Below are 19,116 nucleotides of genomic sequence, written 5' to 3'. Positions count from 1 at the left end.
AAAGGAATTAAATCTTTTAGCTAGAGGATATAAAAATAGGGGGGGTTATATGAAGAAGTTGTGGATAATTATTATTATTTTAATAATTATCTTAGGTGTTATTTTTATCCCTAAACTTTTATTAAATAGGGGGGATGAAAAAGTGGCTTTTAAAATCGTTGAAAAAGATGGTATACCTGAAAAAGTAAATCAGTTATTGCCAAAATATCAACAGGAAGAAAGAGCTCTTGCTTGTAAGGTAGATGGGAAAATATATATTATTGTTACAAGAGGGGAACAAAGAACTGATGGTTATAAGGTTACAATAGATAAAATTGAAAAAAAGCCTAATGAAGATAAATTTGATTTAATAGTATATGCTGACTATAAAGACCCTAAACCAGATGAGATAGTACCTCAGGTTATTACTTATCCTACTGTAGTAGCTATTACAGAATTAGAATTATTACCTGAGAGAATTTATTTGAAAACAAATTATTTAGAATAATCACCAGAAATTCTGGTGATTATTTTTATGAGTCGGGTATATATATTAAAATATATAAAGTTTAGGGGGGAAGGCATGGATAACTATAAAATTAGTATTAATCAATTAAAAAAAGAGTGCGATCTTAGTCTGTTCGACTTTAATACTACTGAAGAAGTAGAAGATTGGGAAGGCCTTATAGGACAAGAAAGAGCAATGGAAGCTCTGAAGTTTGGACTTTCTATAAATAGAAAAGGTTACAATATATATGTTTCTGGATTGACTGGTACAGGAAGGAATAGTTACTCTTATTCTTTAGCTAAGGAATTCTCTAAAGACAAAGGAAAGTGCAAAGATTGGTGTTATGTGTATAATTTTATTAAGCCAGAAAGTCCCAAATCAGTAGGATTAGAAAAAGGTCAAGGAATAATTTTAAAAAAAGAATTAGAGAAACTAATAACTAGTCTTCAGAATGAAATACCAAAAGTGTTAAGCTCAAAAACTCATGAGGAAAAAATTGATGATATTTATAAAGAGTATGAATTTATCATTGAAAAAACTGTAGATGAATTAAATAAAACTGCGATTGAATATAATTTTGAATTTGAATATATTGATGGTGGGTTAGTAACATATCCTTTGGTAGACGGTAAACCAATGTCTAAACAACAATTGGAGAAATTAGACTCTGAAAGCATAAAATTATTAAAAGAGGAATCAAGTAAATTACAATCTGATACCTTTGATACTATTAAAAAGCTAAAGAATGAAGAGAATAACTTGTCAAATAAAATTGAAAAATTGAACAAAGAGATTGTTAAACAAACTATAGAATTTAATATTAATCCAATAAAATCTATCCTAAGTAGTAATGAAGAAGTAATAAGGTATTTAGACGAAGTCAAAACAGATATTATAGAGAATTATGAGAAATTCAAGGAAGAGGAAAGTGAAGATAATCAATTGAAGTTATTGCAAAAAAAAGTAGATGACAAAGATTTTTTCACTCGATATGAAGTTAATCTTTTTATTGATAATAGTAATTTAAATGGTGGACCAGTAATAAAAGAAATAAATCCTAATTATTATAATTTGTTAGGCAAAATTGAATATATAAATCAATTGGGAGTATTAAAAACTGATCATACTAGAATAAAACCAGGAGCAATACATGAAGCTAACGGTGGATATTTAATTGTGCAAGCAAAGGATATTCTTAAAAGTCCTTACGTATGGGAAGGATTAAAAAGATGTCTTATGTCAGATGAGATAAGAATAGAGAATGTCTCAAAAGAAAGTTTAATTTCGGAAAGCCTTAGACCAGAAGCCATTCCCTTAGACATTAAAATAATAATCATTGGGGACTATTATTTATATCAACTATTATACACAAATGATGATGATTTTAAGAAATTATTTCGCATTAGAGCGGATTTTGATGTTGAAATGAAAAGAACAGAAGAAAATATGATGTTAATTGCAAAATTTGTCTCTCATCATTGTAAAAAGGATGATTTATTACCCTTTGATAAAAAAAGTATTGGGAAAATAGTAGAATACTCATCTAAGCTAGCCGAGGATCAGAGAAAACTTACCTGTAGATTTAATTATATTGTAGAATTGTTATATGAGGCTGATGCATTGGGGAGGTCAGAGAAATCATCAATCGTTACGGAATACCACATAGAGAAGGCGTTACAACATAAAATGTATAGAAATAATAAATATGAAACAAAATTACATGAATTATTTGAAGATGAGACTTTACTTTTACAAACTAATGGATATGAAATAGGACAAATAAATGGGCTAGCCGTTATGGATTCAGGACAATATTCATTTGGTAGACCTAATAAAATAACGGTTTCTACTTTTGTAGGAGAAGATGGAATTATATCAATTGAAAGAGAAGTTGATCAAAGTGGCAGTAGTTATGATAAAGGAGTTTTAATATTAAATGGTTATATAGGAGATAAATTTGCAAAAGATAGACCATTATCTTTATCAGCTAGCATCACCTTTGAACAATCCTATGACATAATTGATGGAGATAGTGCTTCTAGTACAGAATTATATGCTTTATTATCTAGTTTATCTGAGATTCCAATTAACCAAGCAATAGCAGTGACTGGATCAATTAATCAAAAAGGAAAGATACAACCTATAGGGGGAGCGAATGAAAAGATAGAAGGATATTTTAAGGTATGTAAAGCTAAAGGATTCAATGGAGATGAAGGGGTTATAATACCATACCAAAATGTAAATAATCTTATGCTTTCTCAAGAAGTTATAGAGGCAGTAAAAAATGGCGTATTTACTATATATTCAATAAAGAATGTAGATGAAGGAATAGAGATATTAACAGGAATGTCAGCTGGAAAGTTAAATGAAGAAGGAAATTATCCTAAAGATACCATCTATTATTTTGTAGAAAAGAAGTTAGATAGTTTTGCTCAATATAATAAAGAGTACGAATAGAACTCCCTAAAGGGAGTTTTATTTTGTGTTTGTTCACATTAATTAAAATACACAAGAAAAATTGTATGATATGTCAATAGATATAAAACTAACATTTAGATAAAATATAATTATACTAATAGAAATAATTTAAAATTAATAATAACAATAAGGAGGATTTTAATGGCTGGTTTAACTTTTAAAAATATAGAAAAAATTTATCCTGGAAATGTGAAAGCTGTAGATGATTTTAATTTAGAAATAAAGGATAAAGAGTTTATTGTTTTAGTAGGTCCTTCGGGATGTGGTAAATCTACTACATTGAGAATGGTTGCAGGATTAGAAGAAATTTCAAATGGTGAATTATATATAGGTGAAAAATTAGTGAATGATATACCACCTAAAAATAGAGATATAGCAATGGTGTTTCAAAACTATGCCTTATATCCTCACATGACTGTATATGATAATATGGCTTTTGGATTGAAATTGAGAAAAACACCTAAAAATGAAATAGATGAAAAGGTAAAAGAAGCTGCACAGATACTAGGTATCGAAAATCTTTTAGAGAGAAAGCCAAAAGCATTATCTGGTGGACAGAGACAAAGGGTGGCTTTAGGAAGAGCTATAGTAAGAAATCCAAAGGTATTTCTTATGGATGAACCATTATCTAATCTTGATGCAAAACTAAGAGTTCAGACTAGAACTGAGATTTCAAAGCTTCATAAAAAGCTTCAAACTACATTTATTTATGTAACTCATGATCAAACAGAAGCTATGACAATGGGAGATAGAATAGTAATAATGAAGGATGGAATAATCCAACAAGCAGATACACCACAAAATGTTTATGAACATCCATCAAATGTATTTGTTGCAGGTTTTATAGGAAGTCCTCAAATGAACTTCTTTGAGGGTGAAATAGAAGCTACTGATATTGATAATTGTTATTTATTATTAGAAAATAGCAATATAAAGGTTAAATTACCTGAAGGTAGAGCTAAATTATTAAAAGAAGGCAATCACTTTGGAAAACCAGTAATAATGGGAATAAGGCCTGAAGATATTCATGATGAAAAGATATTTGTAGAAAGTTCTAAGGATAGTAGTTTTGAAGCTATAGTAGATGTTACAGAGATGATGGGTTCTGAGACGTATTTATATTTAAATATATTCGGAAAGAATGCTATTGCTAGAGTAGATGCCAGAAATAAAGCAAAAGCTGGAGATACAGCTAAATTGGCTTTCGATAAGAATAGAATACATCTATTCGATAAAGAAAGTGAAGAAACAATATTCTAAAATTACTCTTCTCATTTAATTTAATATATATAACAAAAAGTAGAAGAAATATATATCTTCTACTTTTTGTTATATATATTGTAAAATTCAGTTCACTAAAAAATAGTACTATTCAACAATTGTAAGTTAGAGAATAATTATGATAATATATATTGGTGAGTTAAAATATATTTAAACATAAAGATTAAAAATATTAAATATAATTAATTGATAGTTTTATTACATTTAGATTACAATTTATATAGGAATATGGTAGAATATTTCTAGAAGGTTACAAAATAATTTCAATTTACCCTTTTATTCTTAGTATAAATTCATTATAATAGTATTTAGGTGATATTATGTTAACAAAAAAAGACATGGAAAAAATGTTGAGAAATATTAATTCATCAACATCTTATAATCTATATATGACAGAAAAAATTGATGGAAAAGAAAATTTAGTATATCAATTTAAATCTAATAAAATTCATTATTACGTATATACTCAAATAAATAATATTACCAATAATGAAAAAGAACTATTAGAATTTTTAATTTCACAAAAATTTTCTAACTATTATAAGACTACCCATAGAAATGATGCTATAAACAGAATTTTGAAAGAGGATTTAAATAAAATCGAAATTCAGGAGTACCTTAATAGTTTAAATATAGATATAAAGAGTTCATTTATATCTATAACATTGAAAATATACAATGTAGATAGGATTGAAGATGTATTTGAGATATTATTAAATCTAGAAGAAATAAAATATATAACTAAAACTGAAGAAAATATAATAACTATATTTACTGAAAAAGAATTGAACCAAGCAATTGATTTTGCAAAGTTAATTGTAGAATTAATAGAGGTAGAGATATTAGAAAAGGTTAAAATAGGTATCAGTTCATCTAAAAAAGCTGTGGAAATGAAAACTACCTATCAACAAAGTGTAGAATCAATTAATATAGCAGAAGGCTTCAAATTACCTCATAATATTCATCGTTATGATGAGCTACTAATTTATAGAATTTTATCTAAGATATCAGTGGATGATATGAATGATATAGTTGCTGAGGTATATAACTATGGAATTAAATCTTTGGATGAGGAAGATATAAGAACTGGAATAGTATTTTTATCTTGTGATTTAAATATAAGTGAAGCAGCAAGAAATCTATATATACACAGAAATACATTAATATACAGGTTAGATAAAATACAGAAGAATACAAGTCTAGATTTAAGGAACTTTGAAGATGCTCTAAAATTTAGAGTACTGTTGATATTAAATAATTATTTAGTATTTAATAAATAAAAAAACATTATTAGAAAATCAACATATTTAAAAGGAAAATTAAGATTACTGTAGAATATAAAACTTAGACGGGAGTGAAGCATAATGATACGTCTACAGAATGTAGTAAAAGAATATAAGAATGGTGTTAAGGCATTAAATGATGTTAATATTCACATAGAAAAAGGGGATTTTGTATTTCTAGTAGGATCTAGTGGAGCTGGTAAATCTACCTTGATAAAGTTACTTATGAAAGAAATTGATCCTGATAAAGGTAAATTATATTTAGCAAATAAAGATATAACTAAAGTAACGAATAGGAGTATCCCAGAAATAAGACGTCTTATTGGTATGGTTTTTCAGGACTTTAGATTATTACAAAATAAAACTGTTTATGAAAATATTGCTTTCGCAATGGAGATTATTGGACAGTCAGCAAAGGAAATCAGAAGACAAGTACCTAAGGTATTAAACTTAGTAGGACTAAGTCATAAGGCTGATAGTTTTCCAAATCAATTATCAGGAGGAGAACAGCAAAGGGTTTCTATTGCAAGGGCAATTGTAAACAATCCTACTGTGTTAATTGCAGATGAGCCTACAGGTAACCTTGATCCAGATACTGCCTGGGAAATAATGAATGTATTAAAAGATATAAATAGAAGAGGGACAACTGTGCTAATGGCAACCCATGCAAAAGACATAGTTGATGTAATGCAAAAAAGAGTAATTGCCTTATCAGAAGGAAAAGTTACTAGAGATGACAGGAAGGGTGTTTACGGATATGAATTTTAGAACAATCTTATATACCCTGAAGCAAGGGTTTATAGGTATATGGCGTAATAGAATGATGAGTTTAGCTTCTATTGGTTCTGTTACATCCACTTTAATAATATTAGGAATCATTTTGATAATGGTTTTAAATGTAAATAATCTTGCTATTATGCTAAAACAAGAATTTGATGAGATTGAAGTGTTTATATCAGAGGATGCTACAGAAGAACAAGTGAATAGTTTAAAAAGTAGTTTAGAAAATACCGACGGTATCGTAGAGATTGTTTATAAGTCTAAAGAAGATGCACTAGAGACCATGCAAGATCAGTGGGAAGATAAATCATATCTTCTAGAAGATTTAGAAGAAAATCCATTTCCTGATTCCTTCATAATAAGAGTAGATAACCTTGAGGATTCAGAAGCTGTAGTAAGTAGTATTAACGAAATGGAAGGCATAGAAGACATTAAATACTTTAGGGATATAGTAGAACGAATGTTAACTATATCAACTTTAGTTAGAAATGGTGGTTTGATTGTAATAGGTATATTGATATTAATATCAATATTTATTATCTCAAATACAATTAAAATAACAGTAGCAGCTAGACAAAAAGAAATAAGTATTATGAAATATGTAGGAGCAACTAATGGTTTTATAAGAGGACCTTTCATAGTAGAAGGAGTATTGTTAGGAATTATAGGTTCTATTGTTGCTATCAGTATAATAGGGTTCGGATATAAGTATTTATTTGAAGTAGCTAGTCAAAAACTATATGTTTTTGCCACAGTGTATATGATACCGTACTATAGTCTTTTTAGTGATATAGTAATTATGTTCATTTCTATTGGAGTTGGAATTGGGGTAATTGGTAGTGTAGTATCATTGAGAAGATTCTTAAAAGTTTAGGGGGGCTCTATATTGAAAAAAGAGAAGATATTGTCATTATTAATTGCATTAGCGATCTTTTCAAATGTAGGATTTGCATATGCGGGTGATGTTGATAGTTTAAAGGAAAAACAAAAGGAAGTAAAATCTGAGTTAAAAGAGACAAAAGATAAATTGGCAGATAAAGAAGGTGAAATGTCTGCAGTGAAAAAAGAGATAGAAAAACTAGATACTGAAATTAATGAAGCTTCGAAAAGAATTAAAGAAGTAGAAGAAAGAATTTCTAAAGTACTAGGAGATATAGATAAGACAGAAGAAGAATTAGTGGAAGCTCAAAAAAATATAGACATTAAGAATGATACTTTAAATGCTAGATTAAGAGTTATGTATAAAAACGGAAATGCTAGTTACTTAGAAGTACTATTTGGTGCAGAAAGTTTTACTGATTTACTAAGTAGATTAGACTTAGTTCAAAGAATTGCAGATCAAGATGTTGAATTATTAAGATATATGCAAGAACAAAGAGATATAATTGAAGACAAAAAAGAAGATCTTGAAAGACAAAAAAAATTACTGGATCATCAGCAAAATGAAGTTAAGATACAGAAAGATAAGTTGAAACTGGCGAATAGATCTAAGCAAAATCAAATGAATAAATTAAAGAAAGAACACTCTAAACTTGAGAAATTAGAAGATCAATTAAATAATGAAGCGAATAAGGTTACAAATGATATTAAAAAGTTACAAAGTCCCACAAAAGAATATGTTGGTGGAGTTTATAAATGGCCAGTACCTGGAAAATATAGAGTAAGCTCTCCTTTTGGATATAGAATACACCCTATCTTTGGAACTAGAAAAATGCATACTGGTATAGATATAAGCTATGGAGGACAATATGGTCCTACTGTTGTAGCTGCTAATAGTGGAACAGTTATTTTTGCTGGATGGAAAAATGGATATGGAAATACTGTGATGGTGGATCATGGAGGACAAATGGTTACATTATATGCTCATAATCAATCCTTACTAGTAAGTGTAGGACAAAATGTAAATGCTGGGCAAGCAATAGCCCGTGGAGGAAGTTCAGGGAATTCTACTGGACCACATTTACACTTTGAGGTAAGAAAGAATGGACAATATGTAAATCCATTATCATATTTAAAATAGTTTAGAAACAGAGTACTTAGTACTCTGTTTTTTATTAAGCTTAATAGTAAATTGAAATGATAAATGCTAAGTGGTATAATGTTATCATGTATTTAATAGACTTAATTATTAGAATATTTATCTTGAGGTGAATTTGATGATATCAAAAAAGAAAGCTATTGCTATAGGATTAGTACTAGTATTATTAACAGCTGCAACTACATTCGCATTGGATAACATGGTTCAATTAACAATTGGATCTAAGGTAATAATACCTAAAAATCAATTGGATAATGAGAGCAAAGTTGCATATCTTGAACAATATATAAAACAGAACTATTTAAATGAAGTTACAGAAGAAGAAATGTTAGATGGACAATTAAAAGGATTATTTGACTCCTTAGATGATCCATATTCAGTTTATATGACAAAAAGCGAATTTGATGACTTCATGGATCAAACTGAAGGTAGCTATGGAGGTATAGGGGTTATTGTTACACCAGGAGATGACAATTTTATTACAGTAGTCTCTCCAATAGAAGATACACCTGGAGAAAAGGCAGGGATAAAACCAGGAGATAAAATAATTAAAGTAAATGATAAAGAATTTTTTGCAAAAAATATGGATGAGGCAGTAGATGTTATGAAGGGGGAACCTGGAACAGATGTTAGTCTTACTATATTAAGAGAGTTAGAAGGAAAAGAACCAGAGGAAATAACAGTAACATTAACAAGGAAGCAAATTCGCTTAATAAGCGTTAAATCTCAAATGATTGAAGGAAATATTGGATATATAAGAATAATACAATTTGATGAACTGGTATATGATGATTTTAAAAAACACCTTTCTGAATTACAAGATAAAGGTATGGAAAGTCTAGTGATTGATTTAAGAAATAATCCAGGAGGACTATTAGACAAAACTGCTAAAATAGCGGATTTATTAATAGGTGAATCAGATATAGTTTATACTGAGACAAAAAATGGAGAACGAGACTACTATAAGTCAGATGAAGATAAACTAGGACTTCCATTGGTTGTTTTAGTAAACGAAGGTAGTGCTAGTGCATCAGAGATTTTATCAGGAGCGATCAAAGATACTAATACAGGTACTATAGTAGGAACAACTACATTTGGAAAGGGAATTGTACAAAGAATTCAGCAATTAAATGATGGCTCTGGATTTAAGATTACTGTTTCTGAGTATTTTACACCAAGTGGTACTAATATCCATGGTACAGGTATTAAACCAGATGTAGAAATAGAATTACCTGAAGATGTTCAAGGTGGAATAGATAATATAGATAAAGATATTCAACTTCAGAAAGCTATAGAAATATTAAAGGAAAAGATGTAGGTTAAAACCTATATCTTTTCCTTTAATATTGATATTTATTTATTCTATAGGTCAATACTCAACATAGGAGGTGTTACCTATAGAATACTTATTACTATTTAATCCATTCTTTATAATAGCCACATTCATTATCTATTATAAAGAAGAAAAAAAGAGAAAAAATGAAGTGATTTTATTTGGAAAGGAAATAAGAAATACAAAAAAGGTAATCTATACTAATATCTCCATTGGAATATTAGTGGGTATACTGACTAGTTTATTTATAACTCTTATAGGAGTAGAAATAGATATCTATATATTATATATTTATATAATATCGATAATCTTATCATTTATAGATAAAAGGTTTATTTGTATGAGTTATGGAGGTAGTATATTATCAATAGTATTTATATTGCTTAGTGATATTAATAATTCTAAAAATATCTTGTATCTAATCGGGATCTTTCATTTAGCTGAAGGAATAATTATATATATTAATAGTTATAAAAATAGAATGCCATTATATCTGGAAGAAAATGGTGAAATCAAAGCTGGATATTATTTTGATTCTATATGGGTAATTCCTATAATAACAAGTGTAGAAGGATTTTTTATATTATTTCCATTTTTATTAGGATATAAAAATTTAATTACTAGTGGAGATATAAAATTCAGAACTAAGAAATCAGCTATTAATTCAATATTATATGGGAGTAGTATTGTTTTATTTTTATTTTTAATCCAAGATAATAAAGTATTACTTTTTTTATTGTGTTTATATTCTATAGTTATCCATGAATTAATCATAAAAATTAATACTCATAATTGGAGAGATAATAGATATTTATGTTCAAAAAATGGAGTGAGAGTATTAGATGTATTAGATGAAAATATCTTTTTTAAACCTCTAGATACTATAATTGAAATCAATAATCATAAAGTGCAAAATATAGATGATATTAAGAGAATCATTTTTATATATGGTAAATTTTATGAGGTGAAATATACTGATGAAAAAGATAATATAAAGAAATTGAATATAAATTCTTGCAAACTTAATATAGTACCTTTAATTAACAATCCTAATATAATCGCATATACTGATAAATTTAGATTATAAGATACCATCAAAGAATATTGTTAGGATTTATGATAAATAGGGAATAAATATTAATACATGTATTGACTTAATAGTAAAGTAAACATATAATAAAAACGAACAGACGTTCCTGAGAAGATTGTATTGAGGTGATGATATGGGAAAATTTAAAATAAAATCAGAATTTAAGCCTACGGGAGACCAACCAAGGGCTATAAAGAAATTAACTGAAGGAATAGATAAAGGGAAAAAGTTCCAAACATTATTAGGAGTTACTGGATCAGGTAAGACTTTCACTATGGCAAATATAATTGAGAATGTACAAAAACCAACTTTAGTAATAGCCCATAATAAAACATTAGCAGCACAATTAGCTAGTGAATTTAGAGAGTTTTTTCCTGATAATGCGGTAGAGTATTTTGTAAGTTACTATGATTATTATCAACCAGAAGCCTACGTTCCTGGTTCTGATACTTATATAGAAAAAGATGCATCGATAAATGATGAAATAGATAAACTACGACATTCAGCCACTGCTTCTTTATATGAAAGAGAAGATGTAATAATTGTAGCTAGTGTATCATGTATATATGGCTTAGGAGATCCAATAGATTATGAAAACTTAGTTGTATCCTTAAGACCTGGAATGATAAAGGATAGAGATGAAATAATTAAAAAACTTGTAGACATTCAATATGAGAGAAATGACATTAATTTCATTAGAGGTACTTTTAGGGTTAGAGGAGATATTGTAGAGATATTTCCTGCATCTTCTAGTGAGAATGCTATAAGAGTAGAGTTCTTCGGTGATGAAATCGATAGAATTACTGAAGTTAATTCATTAACAGGAGAAATAATTGGTAGAAGGAATCATGTATCTATATTTCCAGCCTCTCACTTTGCTACATCCCAAGACAAGATAGAAGGAGCAATTGGGATTATAGAAGAAGAGTTAGAGGAAAGATTAAAGGAGTTAAGAAGTGAAGACAAGCTATTAGAAGCTCAAAGATTACAACAACGTACTATGTATGACATAGAAATGCTTAGAGAAATGGGATATTGCAATGGAATAGAGAATTATTCAAGACATCTTAGCGGTAGACCTGCAGGGAGTAAACCTTATACTTTAATAGATTATTTTCCAAAGGATTTTTTGATAGTAGCAGATGAGTCTCATGTCAGCATCCCTCAGATAAGAGGAATGTATGCAGGAGATAGATCAAGAAAACAAACATTAGTAGATCATGGCTTTAGGTTACCATCAGCTATGGACAACAGACCTTTAAGATTTAATGAATTTGAAGAACTTATTAATCAAATTGTATTTGTTAGTGCAACTCCAGGTCCTTATGAAGCTGAACATTCTCAAGAGATAGTTGAACAAATTATAAGACCTACTGGATTATTAGATCCTCAAGTAGAAGTAAGACCTACAGAGCATCAGATAGATAATTTAGTTAAAGAAATAAAGGATAGGGCAGAGAAAAATCAAAGGGTATTAGTGACTACTTTAACTAAAAAGATGTCTGAGGATTTGACTAATTATTTTAAAGAGATAGGAATAAAAGTTAATTATCTTCATTCAGATATAAAAACAATTGAAAGAATGGAAATAATAAGGGACTTAAGATTAGGGAAATTTGACGTATTAGTAGGAATTAACTTACTAAGAGAAGGGTTGGATTTACCAGAGGTTTCTTTAGTGGCTATATTAGATGCAGATAAAGAAGGATTTTTAAGATCAGAAACATCAATGATACAAACAATTGGAAGAGCAGCTAGAAACTCAGAGGGTAAAGTAATAATGTATGCAGATAAAATAACAAATTCTATGAATAGAGCTATAAGTGAAACTAATAGAAGAAGAAGTATTCAGATAGAATATAATGATGAACATAATATAACGCCTATGACTATCAAAAAAGCTGTAAGAGATGTGATAGAGGCAACTAAAGCAGCAGAAGAAGAGGGAAATTATAATGTAGATAAGGGTATGTCTAAAGAGGAAATAGAGAATATTCTCATTGGATTAGAAACAGATATGATGGAAGCAGCAGAAAATTTACAATTTGAAAGAGCAGCGGAGTTAAGGGATAAAATAACAGAACTTCAGCGAAAATTAGATGAAAAATAAGAAAAATCTATTTAATATTCATGAGAAAGAGGGATAAAATGCAAAAAGATAAAATTGTAGTTAAAGGAGCTAAGGAACATAACCTTAAAAATATTGATATAGAATTGCCTCGAGATAAATTTATAGTTCTTACAGGATTAAGTGGCTCGGGTAAATCTTCCCTAGCATTTGATACAATATATGCTGAAGGTCAACGAAGATATGTAGAAAGTCTTTCAGCTTATGCTAGACAGTTTTTAGGTCAGATGGAGAAACCAAATGTGGAATATATAGAGGGATTGTCTCCTGCTATTTCAATTGATCAAAAAACTACCAATAGAAATCCTAGGTCAACAGTAGGTACTGTTACAGAGATTTATGATTATTTTAGATTATTATTTGCTCGAATAGGAACACCCCATTGTCCTAAGTGTGGACAGGAAATCACTTCTCAAACAATTGATCAAATGGTAGATAAGGTATTGGAGTTAGAAGAAAGAACTAAAATTCAAATATTATCACCAATCATTAGAGGGAAGAAAGGACAGCATAAAAAATTATTAGAGAGTATAAGGAAAGAAGGATTTGTTAGAGTTAGAATAGATGGGAAAATATATGATATAAACGAATTAGATGACTTAGAAAAAAACAAAAAGCATACTATTGAAATAGTTGTAGATAGAATTATAGTAAAGAAAGATATAGAAAAGAGACTGACAGATTCAATTGAAACAGCCTTAGAATTAGCTGAAGGGTTAGTTATAGTAAATATAATTGATGGGGAAGATATGCTTTTTAGTCAGAACTTTGCTTGTGTGGACTGCGGGATAGCATTAGAGGAGATATCTCCAAGAATGTTTTCATTTAATAGTCCTTTTGGTATGTGTCCTACATGTAATGGACTAGGTAATCATAAAAAAGTAGATGAAGAATTAGTAATACCTAATAAGAATTTATCATTAAGTCAAGGGGCGATTGCTCCTTATAGTGGAGCTGCAGAGGACACTTATTATTATCAAGTGTTTAAAGCTATTGCAGAGGAGCATGACTTTGATATGAATACTCCACTAAAAGATGCTCCAAATGAAATGATAAAAGAGTTATTATATGGGACAAAGGGAAGAAGTATTAAGTTTAAATTTGATAGTAGATACAGTGGTAATAAGAATTATAATGGACCTTTTGAAGGAGTTATAAATAACTTAGAAAGAAGATATAGAGAAACAAATTCTGATTATATGAGAGATAAAATTGAAAATTATATGGGTATTATACCCTGTGGAGACTGTAGTGGAGCAAGATTAAGAGATGAAAGTTTAGCTGTAACAATAGATGATAAGAATATTTCCCAGGTAACGGAAATGTCTATAAAAGATAGCTTAGAATTTTTTAAAAATCTAGAACTTACTGAAAGAGAAGCATTTATAGCTCATCAAATACTAAAGGAGATAAATGGTAGGCTTGGATTCTTAAGTGATGTGGGGTTAGAATATTTAACCTTATCAAGAAGTGCTGGAACTTTATCAGGGGGTGAATCTCAGAGAATAAGGTTAGCAACTCAAATAGGTTCAAGTCTTGTAGGTGTGTTATATGTATTAGATGAACCTAGTATTGGTCTCCATCAAAGAGATAATGATAGATTATTAAAGACACTAAGAAATCTTACAGAATTGGGTAACACCCTTTTAGTAGTAGAGCATGATGAAGATACAATGTTTACTGCTGATCATATCGTAGACATCGGACCAGGTGCTGGAGTTCATGGTGGTGAGATAGTTTCTCAAGGTACTGTAGAAGAAATAATGGACTGTAAAGAGTCTATAACAGGGCAATATCTCACAGGAGAAAAAAAGATTGAAATTCCAAATAAAAGAAGAGAAACTAATGGCAATAAAATTAAAATAATAGGTGCTTCTGAGAATAATTTAAAAAATATTGATGTAAATATACCTATAGGTGTATTTAGTTGTGTAACTGGAGTATCTGGATCAGGTAAAAGTACTTTAGTAAATGAAATCCTTTATAAGAGATTAGGTCAAGAATTGCATAGAGGAAAATATAAACCAGGATCTCATAAAGATATAGAAGGTATTGAGAATATTGATAAGGTAATTGATATAGATCAATCTCCAATTGGTAGAACTCCACGATCTAATCCAGCTACTTATACTGGTTTATTTGATTATATAAGAGATTTATTTGCAATGACAACTGAAGCCAAAATGAAAGGGTATAAGAAAGGAAGATTTAGCTTTAATGTTAAGGGTGGAAGATGTGAAGCTTGTAGTGGTGATGGTATAATCAAAATTGAGATGCACTTCTTACCGGATGTATATGTTCCATGTGAAGTATGTAAAGGTAAAAGATATAATAGGGAAACTCTACAAGTAAAGTATAAAGGTAAAACAATATCCGATGTTTTGGAAATGACTGTAGAGGAAGCATTAGAGTTTTTTGACAATATACCTAAGATTAAAAGAAAACTAAAGACAATGAATGATGTAGGCTTGGGTTATATTCATTTAGGTCAGCCATCAACTCAATTATCTGGAGGAGAAGCCCAAAGAATAAAATTAGCTACAGAATTAAGCAAAAGAAGTACTGGTAAAACTCTATATATTCTAGATGAACCAACTACTGGATTGCATTTTGCTGATATTCATAAGCTTATACAAGTATTAGATAAATTAGTAGAAGGTGGTAACACGGTACTGGTTATCGAACATAATCTTGATGTAATAAAAGTAGCAGATCATATTATTGACTTAGGTCCAGAAGGGGGAGACAATGGAGGAACCATTGTAACTGAAGGAACTCCCGAGGAAGTAGCTAAAGTAGAAGGATCATATACAGGTCACTTTTTAAATAAAATATTAAAGAAATAAAAAATGAGTATACCATTTTAGGTATACTCATTAATTTATTTCTTTAACAAAATAGTCATTTCCATCTTCTGTTATTTTTGTAAATCCCATTTTTTCTAAATATCTATCATGCTTATTATTTAAGGATAGACTTATGAATCTATTATATCCTTTATCTAAGAAGTAATTTTTTTCACTTTCAAAAATGTAGTTACCTATTTTGAAATCTCTATATTCTGAGATAACATAATCCAATTCTATTTTTAATGTATTGGAATCATATTCAGTTGCTATAAAAACTCCAGCTGGTACCATATTTCTTAATACATAAATACTTATAATAGAATCTTTGATATCAAATTTAGATTTAGAAAAATAAGTAAGTATATCTTCCTTATAGAAATCTAAAAAATAATTAAAATACTTAGAATCCATATCGATAGGTAATATTTTAAAATAATCTTTAGATTTATACATCTTAAATAGATAGTAAATATTTATAACAACTATTCCTAGATTCATGACAGCTACAGGTAATGCCCCTATCAAGAATCCATATAGAGCAAATATAGAAGAACCTAATAAATTTATCCATCTAAGCTTAATAACAGAAGACATGAGTAACGAAACTAATACAATAAATGATGCTATATAACCTAACCATTCTAACCAGTTAATATCCATATTTACACCTCCATATAAAACTAATTAAATTTCTTCATTGGTATTTTCTTTTGTGTTAATATTCCAATAAATTGACGGGATACTTCATTATCTGTATCAAACACTAATTTCCCCTGGTCTGCAACTAGATATAATTCAATAGTTTCAGGAAATACAAAGTATTCTTTAATATCATTATAAGTATATACTTCGGAGTCATTAAATATATTTGATCCATATATTATCGGTAAGCCAATCCTTAAATCTAGTCCAGATATTATTACATAATCTTTTGTTAAGTATCCATAAATTGATTTACTTGAAATTCTCAATAGTAATTCTGATATAATTATTGAGAAAATAAATAAAAGAACTCGAGGAATAGTTAATAAATCCATAGAAAAATCCCTCAATAAAGGTGTGAAGTATATTAATAAAATAATTAAATATACTAATAATCTTCCGCTTAACTCGAATTCTTTAGCTTTTACTTTGATTAACAATTGGTTGTCTTTTAAATATTTATTTGTATATATCTTTCTTAGAAAGCCTTCAATTAACATAAAAATAAAAAGATAGATTGTAAATAGTATAGGTGAAAATATATTATAATAAACATAATCACTAATAGTATTGATAATAGGTGATAATATAATTCCTACTATAGACATAAAAAGTATAGTTAAAAAAAATGATGAGAAAAATAGAATAGTACGTTTAGTTCCTGACAAATTCAAACCTCCTTAAATTCCTTCTTAAGATTATTATAACTAAATTTATTAACTACTTCAATTATGATATCATGATATTATATAAAACATATTTTAAAGGATGATATTTATGCATTTTGATATACAAGAAGAACTAAAAAAATTACCTGATAGTCCAGGAGTTTATTTGATGAAAGATGAAAAAGGACAAATTATCTATGTGGGGAAAGCAAATAGCTTGAAAAAGAGAGTAAGACAATATTTTCAGTCCTCATCATCCAAATCCACAAAAGTAAAAACTATGGTAAGTCATATATCAGAGTTTGAATATATACTAACAGATTCAGAGATAGAAGCATTAATATTAGAGTCTAATCTTATAAAAAAACATAAGCCAAAGTATAATGTGCTTTTAAGGGATGATAAACAATACCCCTATATAAAAGTGACAGTAAATGAGTCATATCCTAGGGTTATAAAAACACGTAAAGTATTAAAAGATGGATCTAAGTATTTTGGGCCTTATACTAGTACTGGGGCAGTGAATGATACTTTAAATATCATCAGAGACCTTTATCCTATTAGAACTTGCAAATTAAAACTTGAAGAAGGTAAAAAAGTTAGAGAAAGGCCTTGTCTGAATTATTTCATTGGAAAATGTCAGGGGCCTTGCATGGGAAATGTTAACCATGGTAATTATATGGAAATGATAAATGAGATAGTAATGTTCTTGAATGGTAGAGAAGAAAAATTAATAGAAATTATTAAAGAAAAAATGAGTGAAGCCTCTAAGAATTTAGACTTTGAAGAAGCTGCTAGATATAGAGACCAGCTAGTATCGCTACAACATATTTTAGAAAAACAAAAAATTATATCCACTACTACCATGGATCAGGATATTATTGGAATGGCTAAAGGTATGGAAGATGCAATTGTCCAAACATTCTTTGTTAGAAATGGTAAATTAATTGGAAGAGAACATTTTATAATATCTGATATTGAGGGACAGTCACGAGAAGAAATTTTAGCTTCTTTTACTAAGCAGTTTTATATGGGAAGCTCATATATTCCTAAAGAAATATTAATAGAAGAAGAATTTGAAGATATGGCTTTAGTAGCTAGATGGTTATCTGAAAAAAGAGGATCTAAGGTGTATATTAAGATGCCAAAACGAGGGGAAAAAAATCATCTGATGGAAATGGTACGAAAAAATGCATTACAGGCGCTAAACCAATACAGTGACAGAATAAAACGAAATATGAATGAAAATAAAAGTACTTTAATGGCTTTGAAAGAAGTATTAGGATTAGAACATATACCAAATAGGATTGAAGCCTTTGATATATCCAATATCCAAGGAGTAGAATCAGTTGGATCTATGGTTGTATTTGAAGAAGGAAATAAGAAAAGTAGTGACTATAGAAGATTTAAAATAAAATCTATAGAAGGTCCAAATGATTATGGTAGTATGGAAGAAATACTTTGGAGAAGATTTAAAAGAGCAATAGAAGAAAGTAAACTTATAAAGGAAAATAAAGTTGGAATAGAAAGTTTTTCCATATTACCTGATTTAATAATGATGGATGGAGGAAAAGGTCAAGTAAATATTGCACTAAAGGTTATAGAACAATTCAATTTAAACATACCTGTTTGCGGTATGATAAAAGATGATTTCCATAAAACTAGAGGGTTAATATATAATAATAAAGAAATTACTATTGCTAAGAATACTGAAGTTTTTAAATTAATTACACGAATACAGGATGAAGCCCATAGGTTTGCAATAAGCTACCATAGAAGTCTAAGAGATAAAAAATTATTTAAATCAGTATTGGATGATATATCAGGCATTGGTGATAAAAGGAAGAAAGCATTGCTTAGAACATTGGGTTCAATTGATAATATAAAAACAGCAAGTACTAAGGAATTACAAGATGTAGAAGGTATGAATATTATATCAGCTGAAGCAGTATATAATTTTTTCAGGAAAAAGTGAGTCTAATCTGGGATGCTTTAATAT

Annotated in this window: 14 protein-coding genes; 12 read left to right on the top strand and 2 right to left on the bottom strand. The window is 28.8% G+C overall.

What is annotated here, in order from left to right; all coding sequences use genetic code 11:
• Positions 1-49 precede the first annotated feature (49 nt).
• The 11 genes from GOQ27_RS03070 to uvrA all read left to right on the top strand — a co-directional run bounded on the left by GOQ27_RS03070 (position 50) and on the right by uvrA (position 15,744).
• Positions 50-487 (top strand): protease complex subunit PrcB family protein, encoded by a 438-nt coding sequence (locus tag GOQ27_RS03070; protein ID WP_203365355.1) that lies wholly within the window; start codon positions 50-52, stop codon positions 485-487.
• A gap of 75 nt (positions 488-562) precedes the next feature.
• Positions 563-2,944: an ATP-binding protein gene (locus tag GOQ27_RS03065; protein WP_203365354.1), complete on the top strand. Its 2,382-nt coding sequence runs from the start codon at positions 563-565 to the stop codon at positions 2,942-2,944.
• Positions 2,945-3,106: 162 nt separating this feature from the next.
• Complete coding sequence (locus GOQ27_RS03060; protein ID WP_203365353.1) at positions 3,107-4,225, top strand: ABC transporter ATP-binding protein; 1,119 nt, start codon at positions 3,107-3,109, stop codon at positions 4,223-4,225.
• A 359-nt stretch (positions 4,226-4,584) separates the two neighbouring features.
• On the top strand, positions 4,585-5,526 hold the full coding sequence (locus tag GOQ27_RS03055) for a PucR family transcriptional regulator (RefSeq protein WP_203365352.1): 942 nt from the start codon (positions 4,585-4,587) through the stop codon (positions 5,524-5,526).
• A gap of 84 nt (positions 5,527-5,610) precedes the next feature.
• A complete protein-coding gene (gene ftsE / locus GOQ27_RS03050) occupies positions 5,611-6,297 on the top strand; it encodes a cell division ATP-binding protein FtsE (RefSeq protein ID WP_203365351.1) in 687 nt (228 codons plus the stop codon).
• Positions 6,287-7,183, top strand: a complete 897-nt coding sequence (gene ftsX / locus GOQ27_RS03045) for a permease-like cell division protein FtsX (RefSeq protein ID WP_203365350.1) — start codon at positions 6,287-6,289, stop codon at positions 7,181-7,183. Before ftsE ends, ftsX begins: the two co-directional genes overlap by 11 nt.
• Positions 7,184-7,195: 12 nt before the next feature.
• The gene (locus GOQ27_RS17265) at positions 7,196-8,329 is read left to right on the top strand and encodes a murein hydrolase activator EnvC family protein (RefSeq protein WP_203365349.1); all 1,134 of its coding nucleotides are present in this window, start codon (positions 7,196-7,198) and stop codon (positions 8,327-8,329) included.
• A gap of 136 nt (positions 8,330-8,465) precedes the next feature.
• Positions 8,466-9,665 carry a S41 family peptidase gene (locus tag GOQ27_RS03035; protein WP_203365348.1) on the top strand — a complete coding sequence of 400 codons (1,200 nt, stop codon included), beginning with the start codon at positions 8,466-8,468 and terminating at the stop codon, positions 9,663-9,665.
• 70 nt (positions 9,666-9,735) lie between these two features.
• Positions 9,736-10,767, top strand: coding sequence for a hypothetical protein (locus tag GOQ27_RS03030; RefSeq protein ID WP_203365347.1), 1,032 nt, complete (start codon positions 9,736-9,738; stop codon positions 10,765-10,767).
• A 136-nt stretch (positions 10,768-10,903) separates the two neighbouring features.
• Positions 10,904-12,880, top strand: coding sequence for an excinuclease ABC subunit UvrB (gene uvrB, locus GOQ27_RS03025; protein WP_203365346.1), 1,977 nt, complete (start codon positions 10,904-10,906; stop codon positions 12,878-12,880).
• Between the two features lie 38 nt (positions 12,881-12,918).
• Positions 12,919-15,744 (top strand): excinuclease ABC subunit UvrA, encoded by a 2,826-nt coding sequence (gene uvrA, locus GOQ27_RS03020; protein WP_203365345.1) that lies wholly within the window; start codon positions 12,919-12,921, stop codon positions 15,742-15,744.
• Between the two features lie 30 nt (positions 15,745-15,774).
• Here the strand turns inward: uvrA and GOQ27_RS03015 are convergent, their stop codons facing one another.
• Together GOQ27_RS03015 and GOQ27_RS03010 are read right to left on the bottom strand one after the other, a co-directional pair.
• A complete protein-coding gene (locus GOQ27_RS03015) occupies positions 15,775-16,407 on the bottom strand; it encodes a YgjV family protein (protein ID WP_203365344.1) in 633 nt (210 codons plus the stop codon).
• Positions 16,408-16,427: 20 nt separating this feature from the next.
• Positions 16,428-17,117: a hypothetical protein gene (locus tag GOQ27_RS03010; RefSeq protein WP_203365343.1), complete on the bottom strand. Its 690-nt coding sequence runs from the start codon at positions 17,115-17,117 to the stop codon at positions 16,428-16,430.
• A 109-nt stretch (positions 17,118-17,226) separates the two neighbouring features.
• On the opposite strand from GOQ27_RS03010, the gene uvrC reads away from it, so the two are divergent.
• Positions 17,227-19,092, top strand: a complete 1,866-nt coding sequence (uvrC, locus tag GOQ27_RS03005; RefSeq protein WP_203365342.1) for an excinuclease ABC subunit UvrC — start codon at positions 17,227-17,229, stop codon at positions 19,090-19,092.
• Positions 19,093-19,116 lie beyond the last annotated feature (24 nt).

Source organism: Anaeromonas frigoriresistens (assembly GCF_016820655.1).
GTDB lineage: Bacteria > Bacillota > Clostridia > Tissierellales > SIT17 > Anaeromonas > Anaeromonas frigoriresistens.
The sequence above is the reverse complement of the archived record's forward strand: the minus strand, read 5'-3'. Positions and strand labels throughout refer to the sequence as shown.

What these genes read in the sequence shown, in the direction of transcription:
- GOQ27_RS03015 (WP_203365344.1), bottom strand. Translation starts at nt 16,407, where the DNA reads ATGGATATTAACTGGTTAGAATGGTTAGGTTATATAGCATCATTTATT.
- ftsX (WP_203365350.1), top strand. Translation starts at nt 6,287, where the DNA reads ATGAATTTTAGAACAATCTTATATACCCTGAAGCAAGGGTTTATAGGT.
- GOQ27_RS03055 (WP_203365352.1), top strand. Translation starts at nt 4,585, where the DNA reads ATGGAAAAAATGTTGAGAAATATTAATTCATCAACATCTTATAATCTA.
- GOQ27_RS03060 (WP_203365353.1), top strand. Translation starts at nt 3,107, where the DNA reads ATGGCTGGTTTAACTTTTAAAAATATAGAAAAAATTTATCCTGGAAAT.
- GOQ27_RS03035 (WP_203365348.1), top strand. Translation starts at nt 8,466, where the DNA reads ATGATATCAAAAAAGAAAGCTATTGCTATAGGATTAGTACTAGTATTA.
- uvrA (WP_203365345.1), top strand. Translation starts at nt 12,919, where the DNA reads ATGCAAAAAGATAAAATTGTAGTTAAAGGAGCTAAGGAACATAACCTT.
- GOQ27_RS03070 (WP_203365355.1), top strand. Translation starts at nt 50, where the DNA reads ATGAAGAAGTTGTGGATAATTATTATTATTTTAATAATTATCTTAGGT.
- GOQ27_RS03065 (WP_203365354.1), top strand. Translation starts at nt 563, where the DNA reads ATGGATAACTATAAAATTAGTATTAATCAATTAAAAAAAGAGTGCGAT.
- uvrB (WP_203365346.1), top strand. Translation starts at nt 10,904, where the DNA reads ATGGGAAAATTTAAAATAAAATCAGAATTTAAGCCTACGGGAGACCAA.
- ftsE (WP_203365351.1), top strand. Translation starts at nt 5,611, where the DNA reads ATGATACGTCTACAGAATGTAGTAAAAGAATATAAGAATGGTGTTAAG.
- uvrC (WP_203365342.1), top strand. Translation starts at nt 17,227, where the DNA reads ATGCATTTTGATATACAAGAAGAACTAAAAAAATTACCTGATAGTCCA.